This is a genomic window from Rheinheimera metallidurans (genome assembly GCF_036983985.1).
Taxonomy (GTDB): domain Bacteria; phylum Pseudomonadota; class Gammaproteobacteria; order Enterobacterales; family Alteromonadaceae; genus Alishewanella; species Alishewanella metallidurans.
On sequence record NZ_JALAHQ010000001.1, the window covers coordinates 969,751 to 990,425 of the forward strand.

Annotated in this window: 20 protein-coding genes; 4 read left to right on the top strand and 16 right to left on the bottom strand. The window is 42.0% G+C overall.

Annotated elements, in window-relative coordinates:
* Positions 1 to 9: 9 nt before the first annotated feature.
* Both MN199_RS04575 and MN199_RS04580 read left to right on the top strand, forming a co-directional pair.
* Complete coding sequence (locus tag MN199_RS04575) at positions 10 to 3,126, top strand: error-prone DNA polymerase (protein WP_335738559.1); 3,117 nt, start codon at positions 10 to 12, stop codon at positions 3,124 to 3,126.
* 11 nt (positions 3,127 to 3,137) lie between these two features.
* Positions 3,138 to 3,683, top strand: coding sequence for a hydrolase (locus tag MN199_RS04580; protein WP_335738560.1), 546 nt, complete (start codon positions 3,138 to 3,140; stop codon positions 3,681 to 3,683).
* 39 nt (positions 3,684 to 3,722) lie between these two features.
* Here the strand turns inward: MN199_RS04580 and MN199_RS04585 are convergent, their stop codons facing one another.
* Positions 3,723 to 4,502: a S1/P1 nuclease gene (locus tag MN199_RS04585; RefSeq protein ID WP_335738561.1), complete on the bottom strand. Its 780-nt coding sequence runs from the start codon at positions 4,500 to 4,502 to the stop codon at positions 3,723 to 3,725.
* A 15-nt stretch (positions 4,503 to 4,517) separates the two neighbouring features.
* Positions 4,518 to 5,354, bottom strand: coding sequence for a 23S rRNA (adenine(2030)-N(6))-methyltransferase RlmJ (locus tag MN199_RS04590; RefSeq protein ID WP_335738562.1), 837 nt, complete (start codon positions 5,352 to 5,354; stop codon positions 4,518 to 4,520).
* A gap of 150 nt (positions 5,355 to 5,504) precedes the next feature.
* Here MN199_RS04590 and MN199_RS04595 point away from each other — a divergent pair, with 150 nt between their 5' ends.
* Both MN199_RS04595 and MN199_RS04600 read left to right on the top strand, forming a co-directional pair.
* A complete protein-coding gene (locus MN199_RS04595) occupies positions 5,505 to 6,119 on the top strand; it encodes a hypothetical protein (RefSeq protein ID WP_335738563.1) in 615 nt (204 codons plus the stop codon).
* A 187-nt stretch (positions 6,120 to 6,306) separates the two neighbouring features.
* Positions 6,307 to 7,197, top strand: coding sequence for a tRNA/rRNA methyltransferase (locus MN199_RS04600; RefSeq protein WP_335738564.1), 891 nt, complete (start codon positions 6,307 to 6,309; stop codon positions 7,195 to 7,197).
* An 851-nt stretch (positions 7,198 to 8,048) separates the two neighbouring features.
* On the opposite strand, the gene MN199_RS04605 is transcribed toward MN199_RS04600, so the two are convergent.
* From MN199_RS04605 to metK, 14 genes are all read right to left on the bottom strand, one after another.
* Complete coding sequence (locus tag MN199_RS04605) at positions 8,049 to 8,651, bottom strand: ATP-binding cassette domain-containing protein (protein WP_335738565.1); 603 nt, start codon at positions 8,649 to 8,651, stop codon at positions 8,049 to 8,051.
* A complete protein-coding gene (locus MN199_RS04610) occupies positions 8,648 to 9,370 on the bottom strand; it encodes a hypothetical protein (protein ID WP_335738566.1) in 723 nt (240 codons plus the stop codon). Before MN199_RS04610 ends, MN199_RS04605 begins: the two co-directional genes overlap by 4 nt.
* Before the next feature lie 8 nt (positions 9,371 to 9,378).
* Positions 9,379 to 10,104: a HEAT repeat domain-containing protein gene (locus tag MN199_RS04615; RefSeq protein WP_335738567.1), complete on the bottom strand. Its 726-nt coding sequence runs from the start codon at positions 10,102 to 10,104 to the stop codon at positions 9,379 to 9,381.
* Between the two features lie 487 nt (positions 10,105 to 10,591).
* On the bottom strand, positions 10,592 to 11,830 hold the full coding sequence (locus tag MN199_RS04620) for an ABC transporter permease (protein WP_335738568.1): 1,239 nt from the start codon (positions 11,828 to 11,830) through the stop codon (positions 10,592 to 10,594).
* Positions 11,823 to 12,530 (bottom strand): ABC transporter ATP-binding protein, encoded by a 708-nt coding sequence (locus tag MN199_RS04625; RefSeq protein ID WP_335738569.1) that lies wholly within the window; start codon positions 12,528 to 12,530, stop codon positions 11,823 to 11,825. The genes MN199_RS04620 and MN199_RS04625 overlap by 8 nt, the downstream gene beginning before the upstream one ends.
* 1 nt (position 12,531) lies before the next feature.
* Positions 12,532 to 13,692, bottom strand: a complete 1,161-nt coding sequence (locus MN199_RS04630; protein WP_335738570.1) for an efflux RND transporter periplasmic adaptor subunit — start codon at positions 13,690 to 13,692, stop codon at positions 12,532 to 12,534.
* A gap of 16 nt (positions 13,693 to 13,708) precedes the next feature.
* Positions 13,709 to 14,404 carry a YIP1 family protein gene (locus MN199_RS04635; RefSeq protein ID WP_335738571.1) on the bottom strand — a complete coding sequence of 232 codons (696 nt, stop codon included), beginning with the start codon at positions 14,402 to 14,404 and terminating at the stop codon, positions 13,709 to 13,711.
* A 96-nt stretch (positions 14,405 to 14,500) separates the two neighbouring features.
* On the bottom strand, positions 14,501 to 14,749 hold the full coding sequence (locus MN199_RS04640; RefSeq protein WP_335738572.1) for a DUF1653 domain-containing protein: 249 nt from the start codon (positions 14,747 to 14,749) through the stop codon (positions 14,501 to 14,503).
* Positions 14,733 to 15,149 (bottom strand): Holliday junction resolvase RuvX, encoded by a 417-nt coding sequence (gene ruvX / locus MN199_RS04645; protein ID WP_335738573.1) that lies wholly within the window; start codon positions 15,147 to 15,149, stop codon positions 14,733 to 14,735. The genes MN199_RS04640 and ruvX overlap by 17 nt, the downstream gene beginning before the upstream one ends.
* Entirely contained in the window at positions 15,149 to 15,706 is a 558-nt protein-coding gene (locus MN199_RS04650) for a YqgE/AlgH family protein (protein WP_335738574.1), read from the bottom strand. The genes ruvX and MN199_RS04650 overlap by 1 nt, the downstream gene beginning before the upstream one ends.
* Before the next feature lie 24 nt (positions 15,707 to 15,730).
* Positions 15,731 to 16,693: a glutathione synthase gene (gshB, locus tag MN199_RS04655; protein ID WP_335738575.1), complete on the bottom strand. Its 963-nt coding sequence runs from the start codon at positions 16,691 to 16,693 to the stop codon at positions 15,731 to 15,733.
* A gap of 11 nt (positions 16,694 to 16,704) precedes the next feature.
* Positions 16,705 to 17,433: a 16S rRNA (uracil(1498)-N(3))-methyltransferase gene (gene rsmE / locus MN199_RS04660; RefSeq protein ID WP_335738576.1), complete on the bottom strand. Its 729-nt coding sequence runs from the start codon at positions 17,431 to 17,433 to the stop codon at positions 16,705 to 16,707.
* 116 nt (positions 17,434 to 17,549) lie between these two features.
* Positions 17,550 to 19,124, bottom strand: a complete 1,575-nt coding sequence (locus MN199_RS04665) for an AbgT family transporter (protein WP_335738577.1) — start codon at positions 19,122 to 19,124, stop codon at positions 17,550 to 17,552.
* A 141-nt stretch (positions 19,125 to 19,265) separates the two neighbouring features.
* The gene (gene metK / locus MN199_RS04670) at positions 19,266 to 20,414 is read right to left on the bottom strand and encodes a methionine adenosyltransferase (protein ID WP_335738578.1); all 1,149 of its coding nucleotides are present in this window, start codon (positions 20,412 to 20,414) and stop codon (positions 19,266 to 19,268) included.
* Between the last annotated feature and the right edge of the window lie 261 nt (positions 20,415 to 20,675).

A 20,675-nucleotide genomic window follows, 5' to 3' on the forward strand; every position in this document is an offset into this window, starting at 1 on the left:
GGGCTAGTTATGCAATATGCTGAATTATTTTGCCAAAGCCATTTTAGTTTTTTACAAGGCGCTTCTAGCCCACAAGAGTTGGTGCAACAAGCTGATGCCTTGGGCTACAGCGCACTGGCTATAACCGATGAATGCTCGGTTGCGGGCGTGGTTAGGGCTTATCGACACATTAAAGACCAACAACTCAATATTAAGCTTATTGTTGGCAGTTATTTTCAGCTAGAACAATTAAAGCTGGTGCTGCTTTGCCCCAATAAAGCCGCTTACAGCGAGCTATGCCGAATTATAACCAATGCCAGACGGCGCAGTGCCAAGGGCGAGTATTGCCTAACCGAATGGGATCTTATGTCGGTTAAGCACTGTTTTGTATTATGGCTACCCAGTGGCGAAGCCGATAGTGATAATCATTGGGCTGTATGGTTAAAAAAATATCATGGCGAACGATTATGGCTAGCCATGCAGCGTCAGCTAAGCCATAACGAAGCTAGTTTTATTCATTACTGTCAGCAGCTTGCTCAGCAATATCAGCTTACGCTGATGTGTTGTGGCGCAATATTAATGCACACACCTGAACGCTTAGCACTGCAGCATTGTATTAGTGCCATACGCGCCGGCAAACCTATTAGTGTGCTGGGTCGAGCGCTACTGAGTAACGCCGAGCGTGCACTGCGGCCGTTGTCAAAGTTAGAAAAACTATTTACTGCCGACTGGTTAGCTGAAAGCGTGGCTATTGCTTTGCGCTGCGAGTTTTCTTTAAACGAGCTTAAGTATCAATATCCAGCAGAGCTAGTGCCTAAAGGCGAAACCGCTAGCAGTTATTTAGCCAAGCTGGTGGCTAAGGGCAGTAAACTGCGGTTTTCTGGCGCAGTGCCGGCACGTATTCAAGCTATTATCGATAAAGAAATGGCGCTGATCACTGAGCTGCAATATGAATACTTTTTTTTAACTATTCATGATCTGGTGCAGTTTGCTAAAAACCACGGCATTTTATATCAAGGCCGTGGTTCTGCTGCTAATTCGGTGGTGTGCTATTGTTTGGAAATTACCGCGGTTAACCCTGAGCAAATTCAGGTGTTGTTTGAACGGTTTTTGTCAAAAGAGCGCCAAGAACCACCCGATATTGACGTCGATTTTGAACATGAACGGCGCGAAGAAGTTATTCAGTACTTATATAACAAGTATGGCCGCGAGCGGGCAGCACTGGCGGCAACGGTTATTAGCTATCGCTTTAAAAGTGCGCTGCGTGACGTTGGCAAAGCTTTGGGTTTACCTATTAGCCAATTAGATTTTCTGATTAAAAATATTCAACGTCGCGATGCCAACCAAAGCTGGCAGCAGCAACTTAGCCGTTTAGGGCTAGATACCAGCAGCAAGCTTACCCAGCAATTAGTGCAATTAGTAGAGCAGCTACGCGGTGCGCCACGGCATTTATCGCAGCATGTTGGCGGCTTTGTTATATCACAAGGGCCGCTATATGAGCTGGTGCCGATAGAAAATGCCGCTATGAATGAGCGCACGGTTATTCAATGGGATAAAGACGATTTAGAAACCTTGGCGTTATTAAAAGTAGATGTATTAGCACTGGGTATGTTAAGTGCTATTCGTAAATGTTTTTCACTGGTAAAGCAGCATTTTAACCGTGATCTTAGTATTGCCGGCATTGGCAACTTAGGTGATGACAGCGCTGTATTTTCCATGATCCAACGCGCTGATACGGTGGGTTTATTTCAAATAGAATCGCGCGCACAAATGAGCATGCTGCCACGGCTTAAACCAGCCAGTTATTATGATTTAGTGATCCAAATTGCTATCGTTCGGCCAGGACCGATCCAAGGTGATATGGTGCACCCTTATTTAAAACGTCGGCATGGCGAAGAGGCCGTTACTTACCCATCTAAAGCCGTTGAAACCGTACTTGGCCGCACCTTGGGTATACCTATTTTTCAAGAGCAAGTAATTCAACTGGCGATGGTGGCCGCTGGTTTTAGTGGTGGCGAGGCCGATAAGTTGCGCCGCGCCATGGCGAGCTGGAAAAAGACCGGCGAACTACTGCCATTTAAACATAAGCTGGTTGATGGCATGCAAAGTAGGGGCTATAGCCAAGAGTATGCCGAGCGTATTTATCAGCAAATTTGTGGCTTTGGTGAATATGGTTTTCCCGAATCACATTCTGCTAGTTTTGCCGTATTAGCCTATGTGTCAGCGTGGTTAAAATATTACTATCCGGCAGCGTTTTGCTGCGCGTTACTCAATAGTTATCCAATGGGGTTTTATAGCCCATCTCAGTTATTACACGATATTAAACGCCATGGCGTAGCGGTGCTTCCGGTATGTGTTAATGCATCGCACTACGATTTTACGTTAGAGCAACAAGGTAAGACTATTCGGCTTGGCCTGCGGCAAATAAAGGGGCTAAGCAGTGCTGGTGCTAAACAGCTGGTTAGGCTTAGGCCAGTTGGCGGGTATCGCACTTTGTCACAGCTGCAACAATTAGCGCTTAACCGCAGTGACTTACAAGCCTTGGCTAGTGCTAATGCCTTAATTAACCTTAGCGGCGATCGCTATAATAGCCGTTGGCAATTATTAGATACCGAGCATACCTTGCCATTGTTTAGCGCTGAATTACTGTTACAACCCAGCGAAACCGCAGCTATTAATCAAAGCTTAGCTACGCCGTATACAGCGGCGCCATATTTAGCTGCGCCAAGCGCGGTAGCCGAAGTACTAGAGGATTACAGTGCTACCGGCCTTAGCTTACAGCACCATCCTATTGGCTTATTGCGCCAAGCAGCAAAATTGCCGCGTAGTGTAGCTGCCGCTGACCTTGGGCAAGTGCGGCATAATAGCCCTGTACGAGTAAGTGGCTTAGTAACATTGCGTCAACGGCCGGGTACCGCCGCCGGTGTTACCTTTATGTCGTTAGAAGATGAAACCGGCACCTTAAACATTATCGTGTGGTTAGCTACTGCGCAGGCACAGCAGAAAAGCTTTTTAACCGCGCGTATTTTGCAAGTAGATGGCATTTTACAACGCGAAGGTGAGGTTACGCATATTATCGCCGGTAAGTTAGTTGACTTATCGGCACTTTTGGCCGAGCTTAACCTGTCATCGCGAGATTTTCATTAATGGGAAAGCTTATGTTATTGCAGGCTGAGCAAGCGTTAGTACTAGTTATAGATATTCAGCAAAAACTGGCTCCGGCCATTTTTGAAACTAAAGAAGTAGAACAAGCCGCAGCTTGGGTGTTACAAATTGCAGTGCAGTTAGATGTGCCAATTTGGGCCACCGAGCAGTACCCGCAAGGTTTGGGCAGCACTTTACTCTCTATTGCCGAGCTTGTACCCGAAACGCAGGTGTTAGAAAAAATGCATTTTAGTGCGCTAAAAGAGCCGCACATAGTAAGTGCTTTGGCCTCAACCGGCCGTAAGCAAATTGTTATTTTAGGCACCGAAGCCCATGTTTGTGTATTGCAATCGGTACTGGATTTACTGGCTTTAGGTTATCAGGTTTTTGTGGTGGTAGAAGCTGTAGGTTCGCGCACTATAGAAAACAAACAGTTAGCGCTTAACCGTATGGCGCAGTGCGGTGCACAAATTATTAGCAAGGAAATGCTAGCCTTTGAGTGGCTACAGCGCTGTGGCACCGATACCTTTAGGCAAATTAGTAAAGGTTGGATTGTATAATAGTGTATAACCGCAACCCAAATTGGGCCTGTTACCGGCCTAAGGGCGGTAATTAAAGGTTTTATCTAGGACTAAAGCTAAGCGCACAGCAGCTTGCTGCACTCGTGTTTCTAAACTGGTTTGGTATTGTTGTACGTAGTTATCGCTAAGTAGCATATTGGGCTGATAATGATGATAGATGTCCTTGGTTAATACCGCTGATTCATTGGCCCAATCCAGTACGTTAGATTGTTGCCATTGGTACGCGAGCTTGCTATCAATGGCTTGTAATAATTGCTGTTGTGCTGTGGGGTTATTATTATAGCCAAGCTTGGCTAATATTCTCGAATCCCATACTGAGTGCAAATTAGTGGCTTGTTGAAAAAACGTAACCTGGGTTTTATTACCGCCAAGATCATCGGCATAGCTAACATGCAGTGGTTGGTGCAAATCGGCAATAAAGTGCGCTAAAAACAGTAACGCCTGCCAGTCATTATCGTCTTTGGCTAAACGTTGTTGCATATCGGTAATTGCCGATAGCACGCAGCCGAGCTTGGCACAGTCAGCTTGGCTTACTGTCGTATTGTGGCGAGCAAAGTTTATATAATGTAAAGGTGCGGACCATTTAAAGCTGTCATCATCACGCAAAGTATCAGGCCAAACACAACCTTCGGCAAAGCTACTTAACCCTGATGCCTTTACTACCGTATCAATATGGGCTTGAGTTTGTGGTTGGCTTAATTGGTAGGCCATATCGCAAATCATTTTATGGCCAGTTTGGCCAAAGGCAAATACAGGCTGTGCGCTTAACGCTAATAAGACAAAAAATAAAATACGCATAGGGTTACTTCAAATCTATTCGGGAACAAGTTGGTGTACTTGCCAGTCGCTATTGGCTGCAACGTGCGGCTGAATTTCAGTTAATACCTCACGCATAGTAGCCGCAAGAGTATAGGGCGGATTAATAACTAACATACCGCTGCCAGTCATACCATAGCCGCTACTGTCGCTATGCGGGCATAATTCAATACGTAATTGGTTTTTAATGCCGGTATTCACTAACTCACGAATAAACGCCTCTACTGCGTCACGCTCTATTACCGGATACCAAATAGCATAGGTTGCTTGCGGAAAACGCTGATACGCCAATTGCAAACCCGCAACCACATCTTGGTATTCGGTTTTTAGCTCGTAAGGTGGGTCAATGAGTACTAAGCCACGTTTATAGAGCGGCGGTAGCATCGCTTTAAAGCCGGCCCAAGCATCCATATTTTCAATACGGCTATAGCGGCGGCGCGCAAACTGGCTAGCTAAAATAGGGTAGTCGGTTGGGTGCAGCTCTGTTGCTTGAATGCTATCAGTGCTGCGTAGCATTAATGCGGCAATTTTCGGTGAACCAGGGTAAAACGCCAGTTCATCATCAGTATTAAGTTGTTTAATTACGTCAATGTACCGCTGTAGCGTTGGGTTTTGTACCTCATGCTGCCATAACTTGGCAATGCCGCCTTGGTATTCGTTGGTTTTTTGCGCTTGCTCAGCCAATAAACTATATAAACCGGCACCGGCGTGACTGTCGTGATAGCAAAATGGTTTATCTTTTTTCAATAAATAGTCAAGAATAGCAACCTGCACCAAGTGCTTAACCACATCGGCATGATTACCCGCATGAAAACTATGACGATAACTTAGCATAAACCTAGCCTACAGCTTAAAAATTAAGGCCGTCAGCATACTGCCCAGCGAGAAAATTACAAGTATTGTTGCTATGTAGTGGGTAAAAACACAAACTGCGTGGTATTAACAACAGGCTTACTTTATATACCCGCACTATGAGAATGAATAATGGCTAATGCAAAAACTCGCGTAAAACCTAGCACAAAATTAAAGTGGCTCGGTGGCATTGCTGTAACTGCAATAGTGTTGGTTACGGCTGATTTATACTTTGAACATTTTGGCTATTTTAGAAGTGGCGCCAGTATTGCGGCTGAAATGGATATAAACATAACTGATGCTATTCATATTTTTGATAACAGCTGCATGCAACAAACCGTTTATAAACTTAAACCAGAAAATATGCATGAGGCCTTTATTGCTAATGGTTTAACCGATATTGCTGATACGCAGTATTCAAAGCCAAACTTACCTATTACAGCCTACACTATGGCAAGAACTGACGATGGTGGTTATGAATGCTTTATTCGGTTTTATAGCGCGACCAGTATAGATAATGTAATGGCGCCAGCATTTATCAACTATGCTGACACTCGCTTAAGTAGGGCAATGGTTGAGTATCCGAGTGATTTTATTATTGAAGAAGCATCAGAAAACATCGCTCGGCCAATAGTGCGTCATTTTGCCGATACCGATGTGGCTTACTACGTTATATTTCGACCCGACAACTACAGCTTAATTCACCAATTACAATTAATTTCAATTCCGCATGAGTTGACTGAGTAAATAACTACATCAGCTTTGGTGTTATGCCAATGGTTATAACTAGACTGAGATTTTAGTTAGTGCTCAATACACAATTTTGCGCTTAGCAAGGCTGAATGCTGAAAATGCAAGTATTGTAGGCTTGTAGCTGGTAAAATCTGCGGCATCATTTGTTTTTCACCGCTATAGTGTGCAAGTAGGAAAGCGTATGTCACAACACAAAGGCAAGGGTGGTAAAACCGCTAACCCATTGCAAAAACCTTGGACTAAAGACGCTGCGGCAAAAAAGCCAGCGAATAGAACACAGCGCGCTGCTAGTGTTAAGGCTCCGCAAGCTAATATCCATGCAGGCAAGCCAGTGCGCGCCGCGCTAGATAATGAAAGTAAAGTATATGGTGAAAACGCCTGCCGAGTGCTATTTACGCAACGCCCTGAAAGTGTAATACGGCTTTACGTATCGCAGCAGATGGCAGCAAAGTTTGCTGATGTAATGAAGTATTTAGCTGCAGCGAAAAAAGCCTACCATATTGTTGATGGTGCCGAGCTTGAGAAGGTTGCCGGTAGTGGCCATCATGGTGGCGTAGTGTTATTGGTTAAGCGTAAACCGCTGCAAAATTTGGCCACTTATTTGCAGAAAAAAGACCGCAAACAAGACTGCTTGTTGGCATTAGATGGCGTAGGTAACCCACACAATTTAGGTGCTATTACCCGCAGCTGTGCCCACTTTGGCGTTGGCGGCATTATTATGAAACAACCCGAGCTGTTACAATCGGGCGCTGCACTGCGCACAGCGGAAGGCGGTGGTGAGTTTATTGATGGCTTATCGTGTGACAATTTGCCTTTAGCGTTAAAGCTATGTAAGGAAGCCGGTTATACCCTAGTAACCACCTCTAGCCATGGCGGCAGCTCGTTATACAACAGTAAATTACCCGCCAAAGTGGTTATTGTATTTGGTGAAGAAATGTTTGGTGTATCGCAAAATGTAGCAAAAAGCGCCGATATTGCACTACAAATACCCGGCACTGGCAAGGTAGAGTCACTTAACGTTAGCGTGGCAGCAAGTTTAATTTTAGGCGAGTGGTATCGACAACAGCTTTAAATGCTCACAGCCGGTAAGTGGGGTTGAAATTACAACAACGGATGGTTTGATGCTAATGATTAATTAATAGATTGCTGAAACCATCCAGCTAAAAAACATTAAGACTGGAATTGTTTTCATTAAAAAAAATGTAGTTGTTAGGATGTAAATCATTTTTTTGTGTAATTTTTTTGACACGGATATTATAAACTTTTCATATCTATAGAATTCATAATTCACTATTTTTTCTATAGCGAAAGTTAATATCGTACATGTTAATGTTATTATAAGGCCAAGAGATATCGATACGTTGTTTATATTAGACTCAAGCATGAGCATTGTATTAAATGCAATAAGAATTGTGAAGAAAGAAAGGTGAAAGAAAACCTTAGTAAAAGAGTTAACGAAAAATCTACACTCGAATGATGCTTTGAATTTATAGCCCGCACCATTAAATAAAGTATCAAATCTATATCTGAAATAAATTAAGTGAAAAATTATTAAAATTATTATCTCTGGAAAGGCGTCAGTAATAGTGTCTAACTTAAAAGCTCCAGCAAACAATAGCGTAAAAGACAAACAAGAAAATATGGTTTGACCGTAGCAGTATTTATTTTTAACATCGTTATATGAAGTTATTAATATTGCCCAGTAAAGGTATTGTCTTGAATGTATTTTGTCATAAATGTTTGATGAGATAACGGTTAGTAGAGAAATGAAAAATACGGAAATTAAAAATGGTAAACTAAGCACTGAGTTTGTATAAATTAAATATGCGGGTAAAGGCGCTAATATTAAAAATATAGGCAGCAAAAATATAGATAGTATAGAGATAACTTTTATAAGGAATGCATTGTTTTCTTTGTATGATTTTAATAATGATCTTGATATTTCACTATACAAAGCTCGCCCTCCTTTATTTCTATAATTGAAAATAAAGAATTTACACAACAACCAGAGTGATCAACCAATATCAAAGGGCGCACTGACTCTTCTATCAAGATTTTTACGTTTTCAATTGAGTTTTTATCTAAGGCATTAGTCGGCTCATCTAGTAATATCCAACTACCTGTTCCTGAAAATGTTAATATTATTTTTAATTTTTTTTTAGAACCTTCAGATAGATCTTCATATTTGTGATGAATAAAATTCTCAAAATTAAATAATCTAACTAATTCATCTCTAAATTTAGTATTCGAACGATTGTATTTATCATAAAGTTTAAATGAATCAAAAACAGTAAGTTTAGGAGGAATATCAATTTTGTCTGAGCAAAAATCAATATTCTCAGAATTGACTACGCGCCCAAAACTAGGTTTTTCAATACCTGCAATTACGCTAAGTAAAGTTGTTTTACCTGAACCGTTAATGCCTTTAAGATGATATTTTCCTGGTTTTAATTCTAAATTTATTTCTTTTATAATAGTTTCTTTGTAATATTTCTTTGAGACATTTTCTAATACAATACTGCTCATTTAACGGCCTGATTAAATAGTTTTATCAAATCTTTGTCATCAATACTATCTAGTACGGCCTTTAAGCTATAATCTGGTGCTCCTGATTTTATTATAGAATTAACTTTTTTATTTTCAAGATCAAAAGAATATTGCAAAGTCCTACTTTTTTGTTTAGGTAGCACATTGATAGAAATCGCTAATTGATTAGGAGGAAACTGTGTATGAATATCTTTGCTAGATTCGTAAAGCATTATACGACCTTTTGTGAGTTCGTATCTGCCATTAAATTCAAGATCAACCTCATCGCCAGGTTCATACCTATCATAGGTATAGTTATAAATATCTGTTACATAGCCATTCTGAGTATAGCCTGTTGTAATAAGATCAAAATTATGATCGTGTGGAAAATAATATGCAAAAAATTCACTAACAGACTTATTACTTATATCGAATTCATTACTAGTAGGCCAAAAATTCATTCTGATATCATAATGTTCTCGCTCAGCTAACGCAAGTGATTGCATGCTATACGATTTATCAAATTGAAATTTATCAGGGTTTGTTAAACCAGAATTTAAAAAATCTATTAACAAATTATTGTTATTAGCCAGACGAATTAAGGGAATGAAAAATTTTTCATAGTCTTTTTTGCTCTTTATTTCCCCAAAATCATCACAAATATCTAAAAAATCTTCAAGTGATAACTCTTCACTATCAATAAAATCTTTAACGATCATAATAAACCTTAATTTACGAGCCGCTGTAGTGAAGACTGCGCAGCTTTTGCTATCATATTATTTTCATCGCTACTCATTATATGTAGCACATCGATGATTTCTTCTTTTTCAGCTAGTAAGGCAAATGACTGTGCGGCTTGCCATCTAACAAAATATGCTGAGTGGTTTAATAATGATCTCAATACTTCTTTTGATTCCGATCTCTTGAGTACTCCGAGTAAGTATGCTGCAAACTGTAATTTTGAATGTTGATTATTAGTTGCTAGTGTTGATATTAATCTTCCTGATCCTGTACAAAAAATAGAACGAGTTATACCCATCTCATTATTGTTAGCCATTACTGCTAAACCAAGTTTGTGCACTACAACTTTATAAATTTTACCTTTAAGTAATTCAACTTGTTCACCACGACTATAAGAGTGAAAACTAACTGGCTCGGTTCGGATAGTGCTTTGGTCTAGCATCTCATACTGGTAAACACTAATACAGGCTGAAGAAACGATTTCTATTATACAGTGTTGCTCCTGAGTAGTTGCGTAGTTAAGCTCATCACACAATTCTAAATATTTGTAACTAACCGTACTCGAAAAATCAGTAAAAACCGCATTCATGTTTTTTAGCACTAATCCTGGACTGCCAGCGTATAAAGTAATGTTAGATAAAAAAAACTCTTTTAAGCTGCTTTTTTCAGCCCACCTACTAGCGAGATATTTTAACTTTTCAATGTCTTCCATAAAATAATCCAAATAAATATAAAGGGTGGCATAAAGCCACCTTTTGATTAGTAAGCTGGGCTTGAATACAGAACGACAATAACACCAATAATAATTGGTACTATCGCTTGTGGTTCAATTCCGGCTGGGCCTACTACCTGTGCTAAATTATCAAGAATCATGATATTTCCTTTTTATTGTTAAACTTTAGCTTCTCTAGCGTATCTAGAGATGGTTAATGTTGCATATTTTGCTGGTTATGTAAATGCATTGTTTTATTTTAATTGAGATTATACATGTTTATTTGAAGTTAAGAGTACGCAGCGTTAGGATTTACACGCCTTCCAGAGCCGTATTCAGTATTCGACATAAATGAAAATAAGCTGTAATTTTGGCAGTTATTACACGCACATAATATGTTTTGTAGAACATTTTATATGCGTAATTATGCGGTATTAGTATAAATTGATTAGTAGAACTTACTTTATTTAAGGCGAGATATTGTTAATTACTCATAACGCAAAGCATCTATCGGATTTAACCTAGAGGCTTTTATCGCTGGGGCTAGGCCAAATACCACGCCAATCAGTGTAGTAAAACCGATAGATAAAAATATTGCCCACATCGGTACTAAAGCTTCTGGCATTGCAGGCATCATTAGGCCAATAAAGGCTGCAATGCCATAGCCTAGCAGTAAGCCAATTAGGCCACCAAACAAGGATAACACCAGCGCTTCAACTAAAAACTGCAATAAAATAAATTGCGGTGTTGCGCCTAGGGCTTTCACGATACCAATTTCTCGGGTTCGTTCTGTTACTGATACCAGCATAATATTCATTACACCTATACCACCAACTAACAAGCTAATACTTACTACGCCAGCGGCTACTAGGGTAATGCTTTGGGTAATGCTAGAAAATTGCTCAATCATTCGTTCAGCACTGATAAATTCGAAGTTATCTTTATCATCTTTTTGTAAACGGTAACGCTGGCGTAATAACTGGCGCATTTGCTCTTGCACTTGTTTGGCATCGACATTGGCTGCAGGGCGAAACATAACTTCAATATTGCTCGCGGCTCGCTCACCAGTTAGTGAGCGGATAGTGCTAAAAGGAGCAATAATATAATTATCTTGATCAAAACCAAACAGTGAACCGCGTGTTTCTGCTACGCCAATAATACGAAACCAGTCGCCAGATAAGTTAATAAACTCGCCAACCGGATTCGTTGGTAAATTTAGTTTTTTGATCAGTGACGAGCCAACAAAAGCTACACGGCGGCGATGATCATCATCACTTAACGATAAAAAACGGCCAAATTCTGGATAAACCCTAACGACATTTTGATAACTGCTATCGGTGCCTATAATCTGAGTTTGAGCATTGTTCCGACCATACTGCACCTGACTACCCATACTAAAGGCTTGCATGGTCGCTGTCATATCTTCAACGTTTTGTACTCGGCTTTTCAGCATAAGAAAATCATCATGATGCAGCCGGTTAAAGATGCCCAGCATTTGCTGTTCGGTAGAGGTATAGGCCCGTAGCGTAATCATATCGCTACCTAAATCATCTAATTGGCTGCTAACCGTGTGGCTTAAGCCCTGCATAATGGCTACAACGGTAATGACAGCCGCCACGCCAATTATAATACCTAAGGTGGTTAGGGCGCTGCGTAATGCATGTGCTCTAATTGACAATAATGCGGCCTTAGTGCCCTCAAGCGCAGCATGTAGTCCTTTAAACATGCTGCTTTTCTCCGGCGGTTGTCAGGCTGTCTTGTGCTAACTGCCCATCTACTAGTCGGATAACTCGATGACAGTGATCGGCAATTTCTTGTTCATGCGTAACCAGAATAACGGTATGGCCCTCCTGATGCAGTTCATCAAACAATGCCATAATTTCGCGGGTAGTTTTGCTATCGAGATTCCCCGTTGGTTCATCGCCAAGCAAAATTCCGGGGCGGGTTACTAAAGCCCTAGCAATAGCAACCCGCTGGCGTTGACCGCCAGAAAGCTGGTTAGGTAAATGCTGGGCTTTATCGGCTAGACCAACCCGGCGTAATGCCTCTTTGGCCATATTTTGCCGGTCGCTATTACTGATCAAGCGGTATACTAGGGGTTGCATCACGTTAGCTAAAGCTGTTGCTCTGGGGAGTAAATTAAAGCTTTGGAAAATAAAGCCAACCTGCTGATTACGCATAGTGGCAAGTTCGGCTTCTGATAAATTTGCTACATTCTGATTTGCTAGTTGATACTGCCCTTCATTGGGTGTATCCAAGCAACCAATAATGTTCATCAGGGTCGATTTTCCGGAACCAGACGGGCCGATGATGGCCACGTATTCATTTTTATTTATCGTCAGGCTTACATCTTTTAAAGCATAAAAATGCTCTCCAGCCATCTGGTAATATTTACTGATGTGCTGTAGTGATATGACCGGCAACATATTAAAGTTCCTGCGTCGCAAGCAGAGTCGCATTAACGCTGCTGCCTTCAGTTATGCGAGTAAGAACCCTTGCAGGGCCAATAATCACCGTTTGCTGCAGGTTTAAACCAGATAAAATTTGTTGTGCTGTGTCTGTTGCCATACCAAGTTCCACTTCGCGTTTTATCGCTTTGTTATTTTCAACAAGCCAGACAAAGGCTTTATTTCCTTGATGTTGAATGGCGGCTATCGGTATTTGTAAGCTGTTTTCTTGCTGTTTCAGTACTAGTTCAGCGCGGCAGCTCATACCAGAGAACAGCGCTAGCTCTTCAGGCTGCAACAGTACTTTTACTCTAAACGATAAACTTTGATTTTGCGTCATGGCACGCGCTGAAGTGGCTATTTGAATTACTTCACCGTGAATAGCTTGGCGTGGGTAAGCCGCGGCAAATACTTTAGCCTGCTGGCCAGTATATATATTAGCTATATCTGCTTCGTCTACCCGTAGCTCGGCTAAAATAGCGCTGGGATCAGCTAAGGTCATTAAAGCTGAACCGATAATATTAGTTGTACCGGCAATAACCGTTTCGCCAGCTTTAATATCAACACTGGCTAATAACCCCGAAATAGGTGCGCGGTAAATTGTTTTACGTAAGCTATCCTCAACCATGGTAAGGGTTGCCTGACTTTGTCTTAAAGCCGCCTGTGCTGATGAAACATTAATATGAGCAATATCAACCTGACTTTGCAAGCTATCAATAACATCTTGTTGTATTAAACCAACGGTAAATAGCTTTTTTTGTTGTGTTAACTGACGCTGGATATCGATTAATAAAGCATTAGCACGTTGCACATCAATTTCTTGAGTTTTAACTAGCGCTTGCACTCTTTCTACATCTGCCGCAAATGCGGTGGGGTCAAGTCGCATTAAAACTTGGCCCGCTTCAACCGTGTCACCTTCTTCTACTAAAACTTCAATAATCCGGCCTGTTACTTCTGTACGGATTTGAATTTGAGTATTAAATTCTAGATTGCCAGAGGCCAAAATAGTGTCAGCCAACGTACCTTGAGTTACTTCAGCAGTATTGACGTCAAGCTGCTGATGCCGCTTGTGATACTGACTTATGCTTACCAAACCAATTAGCAGCACGCTAATAATGGCGGCAATCCAGAACTTTTTCATATAACTGTTTCCGTTATTAAATAAATAAAGCCCAAATGCCAAAAATAACGATTAGTGGCAGCGCAGCTAATAAAACTGCTTTGCTGGTTGAATAGCCGCTCCAACTTTTTAGGCCTACAGCAGCTAAGCCTATAGACCATAAGTAAGTGAGGTTAAAGTTTTCAGTTAACGAAAACCAAGTATCTTGCGGGCTGAAATTAAATACCAGTTGGTTTAATGATAGGTAGTTTGCTGAGTTAATTGGCATATCAGGGGTGCTACTTAGCATTATTAATACTAATAAGCCGAGCATATTGATTAAGCTGGGCATGCTGACCCAGACCGACATGGCAAACCAACTACCATAAGGTCTTTTATGGCCAGAATTGCCAACAAGCATAATATAAGCCGCTTGGATTGCTAGCATAATAGGTAGGCCTATCACGATGCCACCTAGTGCAAAGTATTTTGACTTATCAGCCATTTGTCCCATAACTGCGCGCGTATTTTCAATTTCTGCCGGTGTTAATGTATGGGCAACTGCGAGCATTTGTTGTTCGACTATCCAGCTTGGGCTCATCCCTGCAAAAAAAATATACATGACAACAGCAGACGTTATTAACAATAATAAAAAAGGCACAATGCTCCAGCCTTTCTTGTCTTGTAATGTATCAAATAAGCTTTTCGGGGCGACGTAAATGTCAATTAAACCTTGTGCAATACTTTTGCTCATGATGTTTCCTTTAGTGATGAGTATGTTGTTAAAGTATCATGCAAGGTGGAAGAGAAATAATGATTTTTTGTAACAAAATATAATAAAAGACGTGTTTTATTCAGTTAGAGGGCTATCTTGCCCAAGATATTGAAAGCGGGGCAGTAGTTCGCCGGCAATTTCTACGTTTTCAATAAACATAGCTAATGGTCTGGCCCATAGGCCAAAATCGCCATATAAAGCGCGGTAAATAACTAGCCATTCTTCGGTTTCGCTGTGCCGCGCACAATCTATAACTTGGTAATAATAGCCTTTGTAATGCTGGTAATAACCCGTTTGTAGTGGGGCGTTAATATTGCTGCTCATACCAACTCTCAAAAATTATTTTTGCGGAAAAACTATCTACTTTATCTTTGCTTAGATTTTTAAAGCCGCCTTCGGCAAATAACTGGCTGCGTGCTTCGGCGGTGGTTAAACGCTCGTCTTTTAATTCAACCGGTAAGCCAAACCGGCCATGTAAGCGGTTAGCAAACTTGCGGGTGCGTGCGGTAAAATCTTGTTCTGTGCCATCCATATTCAGTGGTAAACCCACTAATAATAGCTGTGGTTGCCATTCTTTAATCAGCTTTTCTAGTTGTAGCCAGTCTGGTGTGCCATCTTGGGCTTTAAGCGCGCTAAGCAGCGACGCGGTGCCAGTAAGCTCCTGGCCAACCGCGACGCCAATGCTTTTGGTGCCGTAATCAAAAGTTAATACTGTGCGACTCATTAGGCGTGTCCGGCCTCGCTAGTTAATTGCCACGTTTTAATGCCAAAAGTAGCGGTGGCTGATTGCCATTTTTCAGCGTGGGTTAAATCAAATATAATACTGTTATCAGCAGGGATAACTAGCCATGAGTTATCGGCAATTTCTTGTTCTAGTTGGCCAGCAGTCCAGCCGGCATAACCTAGTGCTAATATAAACTTTTCTGGTGCGTGTTCAGTGGTTAAATCAAACAAAATGTCTTTGGAAGTGGTAACCATTAGCTCGTTATTTAAATGCATGCTACTGCTGTAGCCTTCTTTTGCAGTGTGTAAAACAAACCCACGGTCGTGCTGCACTGGGCCGCCGGCGCAAACGTGCGCGGTAGCGGCAGGGCTGTCGGTGTTAAATTCTATTTGTAATTGTTTAAGCAAATCTGCCACTTTTACATCTAGCGGATGGTTAATAACTATACCCATCGCGCCTTCGTCGTTGTGTTCGCAAACATAGGTAACACTGCGTTTAAACATCGGATCGTCTAGTGCGGGCATAGCAATTAAAAAATGATTTTGAAAACTCTGCATAGTGACCTCGCTACAACTGGGTTGTCACTGGCTAGCTGCCAGCAGCTGTTCAATTTCATCAAATAACATAGCAGTAATACTGATTGGAAACGCCGCTTCAATTTCGCGGATACAGGTGGGGCTGGTAACATTAATCTCGGTAAGCTTATCACCAATTACATCTAAACCAACAAAAATTAACCCTTTTGCCTTAAGTGTTGGGCCAATAGCATTGGCAATAGCCCAGTCTGACTCTGATAATGGCCGAGCTTCGCCGCGACCACCCGCCGCCAAATTGCCTCGGGTTTCACCGCTAGCAGGAATGCGTGCTAACGAGTATGGCACGGGTTTACCGTTTACTACTAAAATTCGTTTATCACCGTCAGTAATTGCTGAAATATAACGCTGCGCCATCGCATAACGCGTGCCGTGCTCAGTTAGGGTTTCTAAAATTACACTAACGTTAGCATCACTGGGTTTTAAGCGAAAAATTGATGCACCGCCCATGCCGTCTAGTGGCTTTAAAATTACGTCTTGCTCAGCTTGGTAAAACGCCTTTAGGCGCGCTATATCGCTGGTAACTAGTGTTTTTGGCGTAAACTGATTAAACCAACTGGTATAAAGTTTTTCATTCGCATCGCGCAGGCTTTGCGGTTTATTCACAATTAATGCCCCCGCGTCTTCTGCCCGTTCCAAAATGTAGGTGGCGTAAAGAAACTCAGTATCAAACGGTGGGTCTTTACGCATTAAAATAACGTTTAGCTCGCCAAGCGCGATATCTTGTTGGCTGCCAAATTGGTACCAGTTATCTTTATTTTGCGCAACGCTGAGTAATTTAGTGCTGGCACGGGCTTCGCCTTCTAGCAAGTAAAGGTCAGCCATTTCCATATAGTGAATTTCATAGCCGCGCTGCTGGGCTTGTAATAACATGGCAAAACTGGAGTCTTTAGTAATATTAATGGCGCTAATTGGGTCCATTACGATACCCAGTTTTATGGTTTTGCTCATGCTGTTAATCCTTATGCTAAATCACCAAATTGTAATTGCAGTGCGCTAATAGCGGTTAATGCTGCGGTTTCAGTACGTAATACGCGTGGGCCTAGTTGTATGCCGATAAAGCCAGCGTCGCTGGTTTGGCTCATTTCGGCATCAGTAAAACCACCCTCTGGGCCAATAACCAAGCGAATTCCAGTGCTGGGCGCTAGGGTCTTAATGGTGTCTTTTGCCCACGGATGCAAGGTTAGTTTTAATTCTTTTGTTTGCTGGGCCAACCACTGCGTTAGATTAATAGCAGGGTGCACCTTAGGCACAATACTTCGGCCACTTTGTTCGCAGGCGCTAATTGCAATTTTTTGCCATTGCTCAGTGCGTTTCGCTAAGCGTTCTGCATCCAGCTTTACACCACAGCGCTCGGTAAATAGCGGCGTTATTTCTGTTACACCCAGCTCAACCGCTTTTTGAATGGCGAAATCCATGCGATCACCGCGAGAAATGCCTTGGCCTAAATGAATGCTTAGCGGTGACTCTACAGTGTTAGGTTGCTGCTCTGAGGCAATAACGCTAACCCGCTTTTTATCGCTACTACTGATCACGGCCGCATAGTTAAAACCGTCACCATTAAACAGGGTAATGGCGCTGCCGACCGGCATACGTAATACGCGGCCAACATGGTTTGCTGCATCGTCATCAAGATTAAATTCACTGTTTAGTGAAATGGCACTGCTATGAAAAATACGAGGAATACGCATAGAAATTACACTATTGAAAATATGTTGGAATGTTAACAGGCAAAACTGTTTGGTGGTAGAAAAACTAACCCTGCAACAGCAGGGTTAGTTTTTTAGATAGCGTATATAAATATAGTTTAACCCGCTGCAGGGTAGGTGTAACTTGCACCTACGCCAAGTGGTAAATCTAACGCCCAAAAGCCAAGTAAGAACGTCGTCCAGAGTAATAACATGGCGATTGAAAATGGCAGCATTAATGCGATAAGTGTGCCTATACCGGTCGACTTAACGTATTTTTGGCAAAACACCACTATTAACGGAAAATACGGCATTAACGGCGTAATAATATTGGTTGATGAGTCACCAACGCGGTATGCCGCTTGAGTTAAGTCGGGTGATACACCAAGCTCCATTAACATAGGTACCATAACTGCACCAATTAATGCCCATTTAGCCGAGGCTGAGCCGACTAGCAGATTAATAAAGCCTGATAAAAATACGATACCCACCAGCGTGATACCCATAGGAAAGGCCATGTGTTGTAACCAGTTTGCCCCTTTTATTGCGATTAATGCACCAAGATTACTTTGGCCAAAGGCATAAATAAACTGGGCACAGAAAAACGCCATAACGATGTAATACCCCATGCCACTCATGGCTTTAGTCATGCCTTTAATAATATCGCGATGATCTTTAACATTGCCAGAAACGTAGCCGTACACTACACCCGGGATTAAAAAGAACACAAAGATAATGCCAACAATAGATTGCATTAACGGCGCCGAAGAGTGAGTGAGTTCACCATTTAGCGGAGAGCGCCATGCTGAAGTTTCTGGCACTGCTGAAACCATAAGTAACACGCCGCTTAATATCATAGCAAAAGTGGCCCAGCGTAAACCTTTACGCTCATAGGGTTTTAATGCGTCCATTTTCGGTAGTTCAGCAGGATCACCATCGATAGGCGTGTTATTTAACCGCGGTTCAATAAATTTATCGGTAAGTACCCAACCAATAATAATAATAAGAAAGGTCGATGCCGTAGTGAAAAAATAGTTATTCAGTGGGTTAATAACCAGTTCAGCGGCGGCTGGATCGGCTGATAATCGAGCCGAAGCTTGAGTTAAACCGGCTAGCAGCGGATCTAGGCTTGAAGGCACGAAAAAAGTAGCAGAAAACCCACCTGATACGCCTGCAAATGCCGCGGCAATACCCGCTAACGGATGACGCCCCGCGGCATAAAAAATAACGGCACCAAGGGGAATAACTAAGACATAACCGGCATCTACTGCAACATGACTTAACACACCAACGCCAATTAATACCGGCGTTAATAACATTTTTGGTGTAACCGATAAAATAGAGCGTAAACCGGCATTAATATAACCAGTGTACTCGGCAACACCTAAACCTAACATGGCAACTAGCACTACACCTAGCGGTGGAAAGCTAACAAAGGTAGCAACCATCTTAGCCATAAAGGTGGTAAGCGACGTGGGTTCTAATAGATTATTAATTACAATGGCTTCGCCGGTACGAGGGTCTACTTCAGCGAATGTCACCCCTGATAATAACCAAGAGCCAAGCCAAACGATAATCATCAGTAGCGCAAACAGCACTGCCGGATCGGGTAACTTATTGCCTACTACCTCAATGGCATTAAGCGCCCGGTTAAGCCAGCTGCTTTTAGCTGCAGTGGCGGTTTGTTGGTTCATACTGGTTCCTTCCTTTCTTATTGTTTTGTATTTTAAGCGCCGCCTATCATACACAAAATAAACCGGATGATAAGTGGCGAAAGGGTAAGTGATAGTTATAAAAAAGGAGAGCTAGGCTCTCCTTATTAAACCTAATTAAGGTTATTTGGCATACTGGCGCAGTAGTTCAGCTTTATCGGTTTGCTCCCATGGGAACTCATCACGGCCAAAATGGCCATAAGCCGCAGTTGGCAAATAAATAGGCCGTTCTAGCTGTAGCATTTCAATTAGGCCATACGGGCGTAAGTCGAAATGTTCGCGTATCAGCTTTATTAGCTGCTCTTCACTTAACTTGCTGGTGCCAAAAGTTTCAATGCTAATAGAGGTTGGCTCTGCTACACCAATAGCATAAGACACTTGTAGCTCACAACGCTCAGCAAGGCCCGCAGCAACAATGTTTTTTGCCACGTAACGTGCCGCATAAGCAGCTGAGCGGTCAACTTTTGATGGATCTTTACCCGAAAAGGCACCACCACCATGACGCGCCATACCACCATAGGTATCGACAATAATTTTACGACCGGTTAAACCGCAGTCGCCCATTGGCCCACCAATAACAAAACGGCCAGTTGGGTTAATAAAATACTTGGTATTCGCCGTTAACCATTCAGCAGGTAATACTGGCTTAATAATGGTTTCCATTACCGCTTCGCGTAAATCTTTAGTATTAATGCTGTCACAGTGCTGAGTTGATAACACCACGGCATCGATACCTACTGGCTTACCATCTTCGTAAATAAAACTTAATTGTGATTTAGCATCTGGGCGCAACCAAGGTAAGGTGCCGTCTTTGCGCACTTTGGCTTGTTGTTGCATTAAGCGGTGTGCGTAGGTAATAGGTGCTGGCATTAGTACGTCAGTTTCGTTACTGGCATAACCAAACATTAAGCCTTGGTCACCGGCGCCTTGCTCTCTTGGATCTGTACGATCAACACCTTGATTAATATCAGGCGATTGTTTACCAATGGCATTTAGTACGGCACAAGAGCCTGCATCAAAACCCATTTCTGAATTAGTGTAACCAATTGCTCGTACGGTTTTACGGGTTAATTCTTCAATATCAACCCAAGCGGTAGTCGTGATTTCACCGCCAACTAATACCATACCGGTTTTTACATAGGTTTCGCATGCAACACGTGCTTTGGGATCTTGCTCTAGGATTGCATCCAATACGGCGTCGGAAATCTGATCAGCAATTTTATCCGGATGCCCTTCAGATACTGATTCAGAAGTAAAAATGTGTTGTGCCATAGGTTGTATTCCAAAATAAAGTTAATACAGTTAGCCCAAATACGGCATTAAGCGTAAACATTAGGCCAAAAATAGGCGGCTATTTTAGATAAAGTACTAATACTTTGCCAGACAAATCTGCCGCCCAGACGTCTTTAATGCTATTTTAGGTTGGTTTATACGTTATGTTCTGCGCTTGGATCTATAAAGCGTAATTTTATCCGTTGAATTAGATTTAAATTTGCCATATCGCGGGTGCTCTGGGAAAATGGCGCCCATATC

What these genes read in the sequence shown, in the direction of transcription:
- MN199_RS04590 (WP_335738562.1), bottom strand. Translation starts at nt 5,354, where the DNA reads ATGCTAAGTTATCGTCATAGTTTTCATGCGGGTAATCATGCCGATGTG.
- MN199_RS04630 (WP_335738570.1), bottom strand. Translation starts at nt 13,692, where the DNA reads ATGAAAAAGTTCTGGATTGCCGCCATTATTAGCGTGCTGCTAATTGGT.
- ruvX (WP_335738573.1), bottom strand. Translation starts at nt 15,149, where the DNA reads ATGAGTCGCACAGTATTAACTTTTGATTACGGCACCAAAAGCATTGGC.
- gshB (WP_335738575.1), bottom strand. Translation starts at nt 16,693, where the DNA reads ATGAGCAAAACCATAAAACTGGGTATCGTAATGGACCCAATTAGCGCC.
- MN199_RS04640 (WP_335738572.1), bottom strand. Translation starts at nt 14,749, where the DNA reads ATGAGCAGCAATATTAACGCCCCACTACAAACGGGTTATTACCAGCAT.
- MN199_RS04665 (WP_335738577.1), bottom strand. Translation starts at nt 19,124, where the DNA reads ATGAACCAACAAACCGCCACTGCAGCTAAAAGCAGCTGGCTTAACCGG.
- MN199_RS04650 (WP_335738574.1), bottom strand. Translation starts at nt 15,706, where the DNA reads ATGCAGAGTTTTCAAAATCATTTTTTAATTGCTATGCCCGCACTAGAC.
- MN199_RS04635 (WP_335738571.1), bottom strand. Translation starts at nt 14,404, where the DNA reads ATGAGCAAAAGTATTGCACAAGGTTTAATTGACATTTACGTCGCCCCG.
- MN199_RS04610 (WP_335738566.1), bottom strand. Translation starts at nt 9,370, where the DNA reads ATGATCGTTAAAGATTTTATTGATAGTGAAGAGTTATCACTTGAAGAT.
- MN199_RS04620 (WP_335738568.1), bottom strand. Translation starts at nt 11,830, where the DNA reads ATGTTTAAAGGACTACATGCTGCGCTTGAGGGCACTAAGGCCGCATTA.
- MN199_RS04595 (WP_335738563.1), top strand. Translation starts at nt 5,505, where the DNA reads ATGGCTAATGCAAAAACTCGCGTAAAACCTAGCACAAAATTAAAGTGG.
- MN199_RS04580 (WP_335738560.1), top strand. Translation starts at nt 3,138, where the DNA reads ATGTTATTGCAGGCTGAGCAAGCGTTAGTACTAGTTATAGATATTCAG.
- MN199_RS04625 (WP_335738569.1), bottom strand. Translation starts at nt 12,530, where the DNA reads ATGTTGCCGGTCATATCACTACAGCACATCAGTAAATATTACCAGATG.
- rsmE (WP_335738576.1), bottom strand. Translation starts at nt 17,433, where the DNA reads ATGCGTATTCCTCGTATTTTTCATAGCAGTGCCATTTCACTAAACAGT.
- MN199_RS04575 (WP_335738559.1), top strand. Translation starts at nt 10, where the DNA reads ATGCAATATGCTGAATTATTTTGCCAAAGCCATTTTAGTTTTTTACAA.
- MN199_RS04585 (WP_335738561.1), bottom strand. Translation starts at nt 4,502, where the DNA reads ATGCGTATTTTATTTTTTGTCTTATTAGCGTTAAGCGCACAGCCTGTA.
- MN199_RS04605 (WP_335738565.1), bottom strand. Translation starts at nt 8,651, where the DNA reads ATGAGCAGTATTGTATTAGAAAATGTCTCAAAGAAATATTACAAAGAA.
- MN199_RS04600 (WP_335738564.1), top strand. Translation starts at nt 6,307, where the DNA reads ATGTCACAACACAAAGGCAAGGGTGGTAAAACCGCTAACCCATTGCAA.
- MN199_RS04615 (WP_335738567.1), bottom strand. Translation starts at nt 10,104, where the DNA reads ATGGAAGACATTGAAAAGTTAAAATATCTCGCTAGTAGGTGGGCTGAA.
- metK (WP_335738578.1), bottom strand. Translation starts at nt 20,414, where the DNA reads ATGGCACAACACATTTTTACTTCTGAATCAGTATCTGAAGGGCATCCG.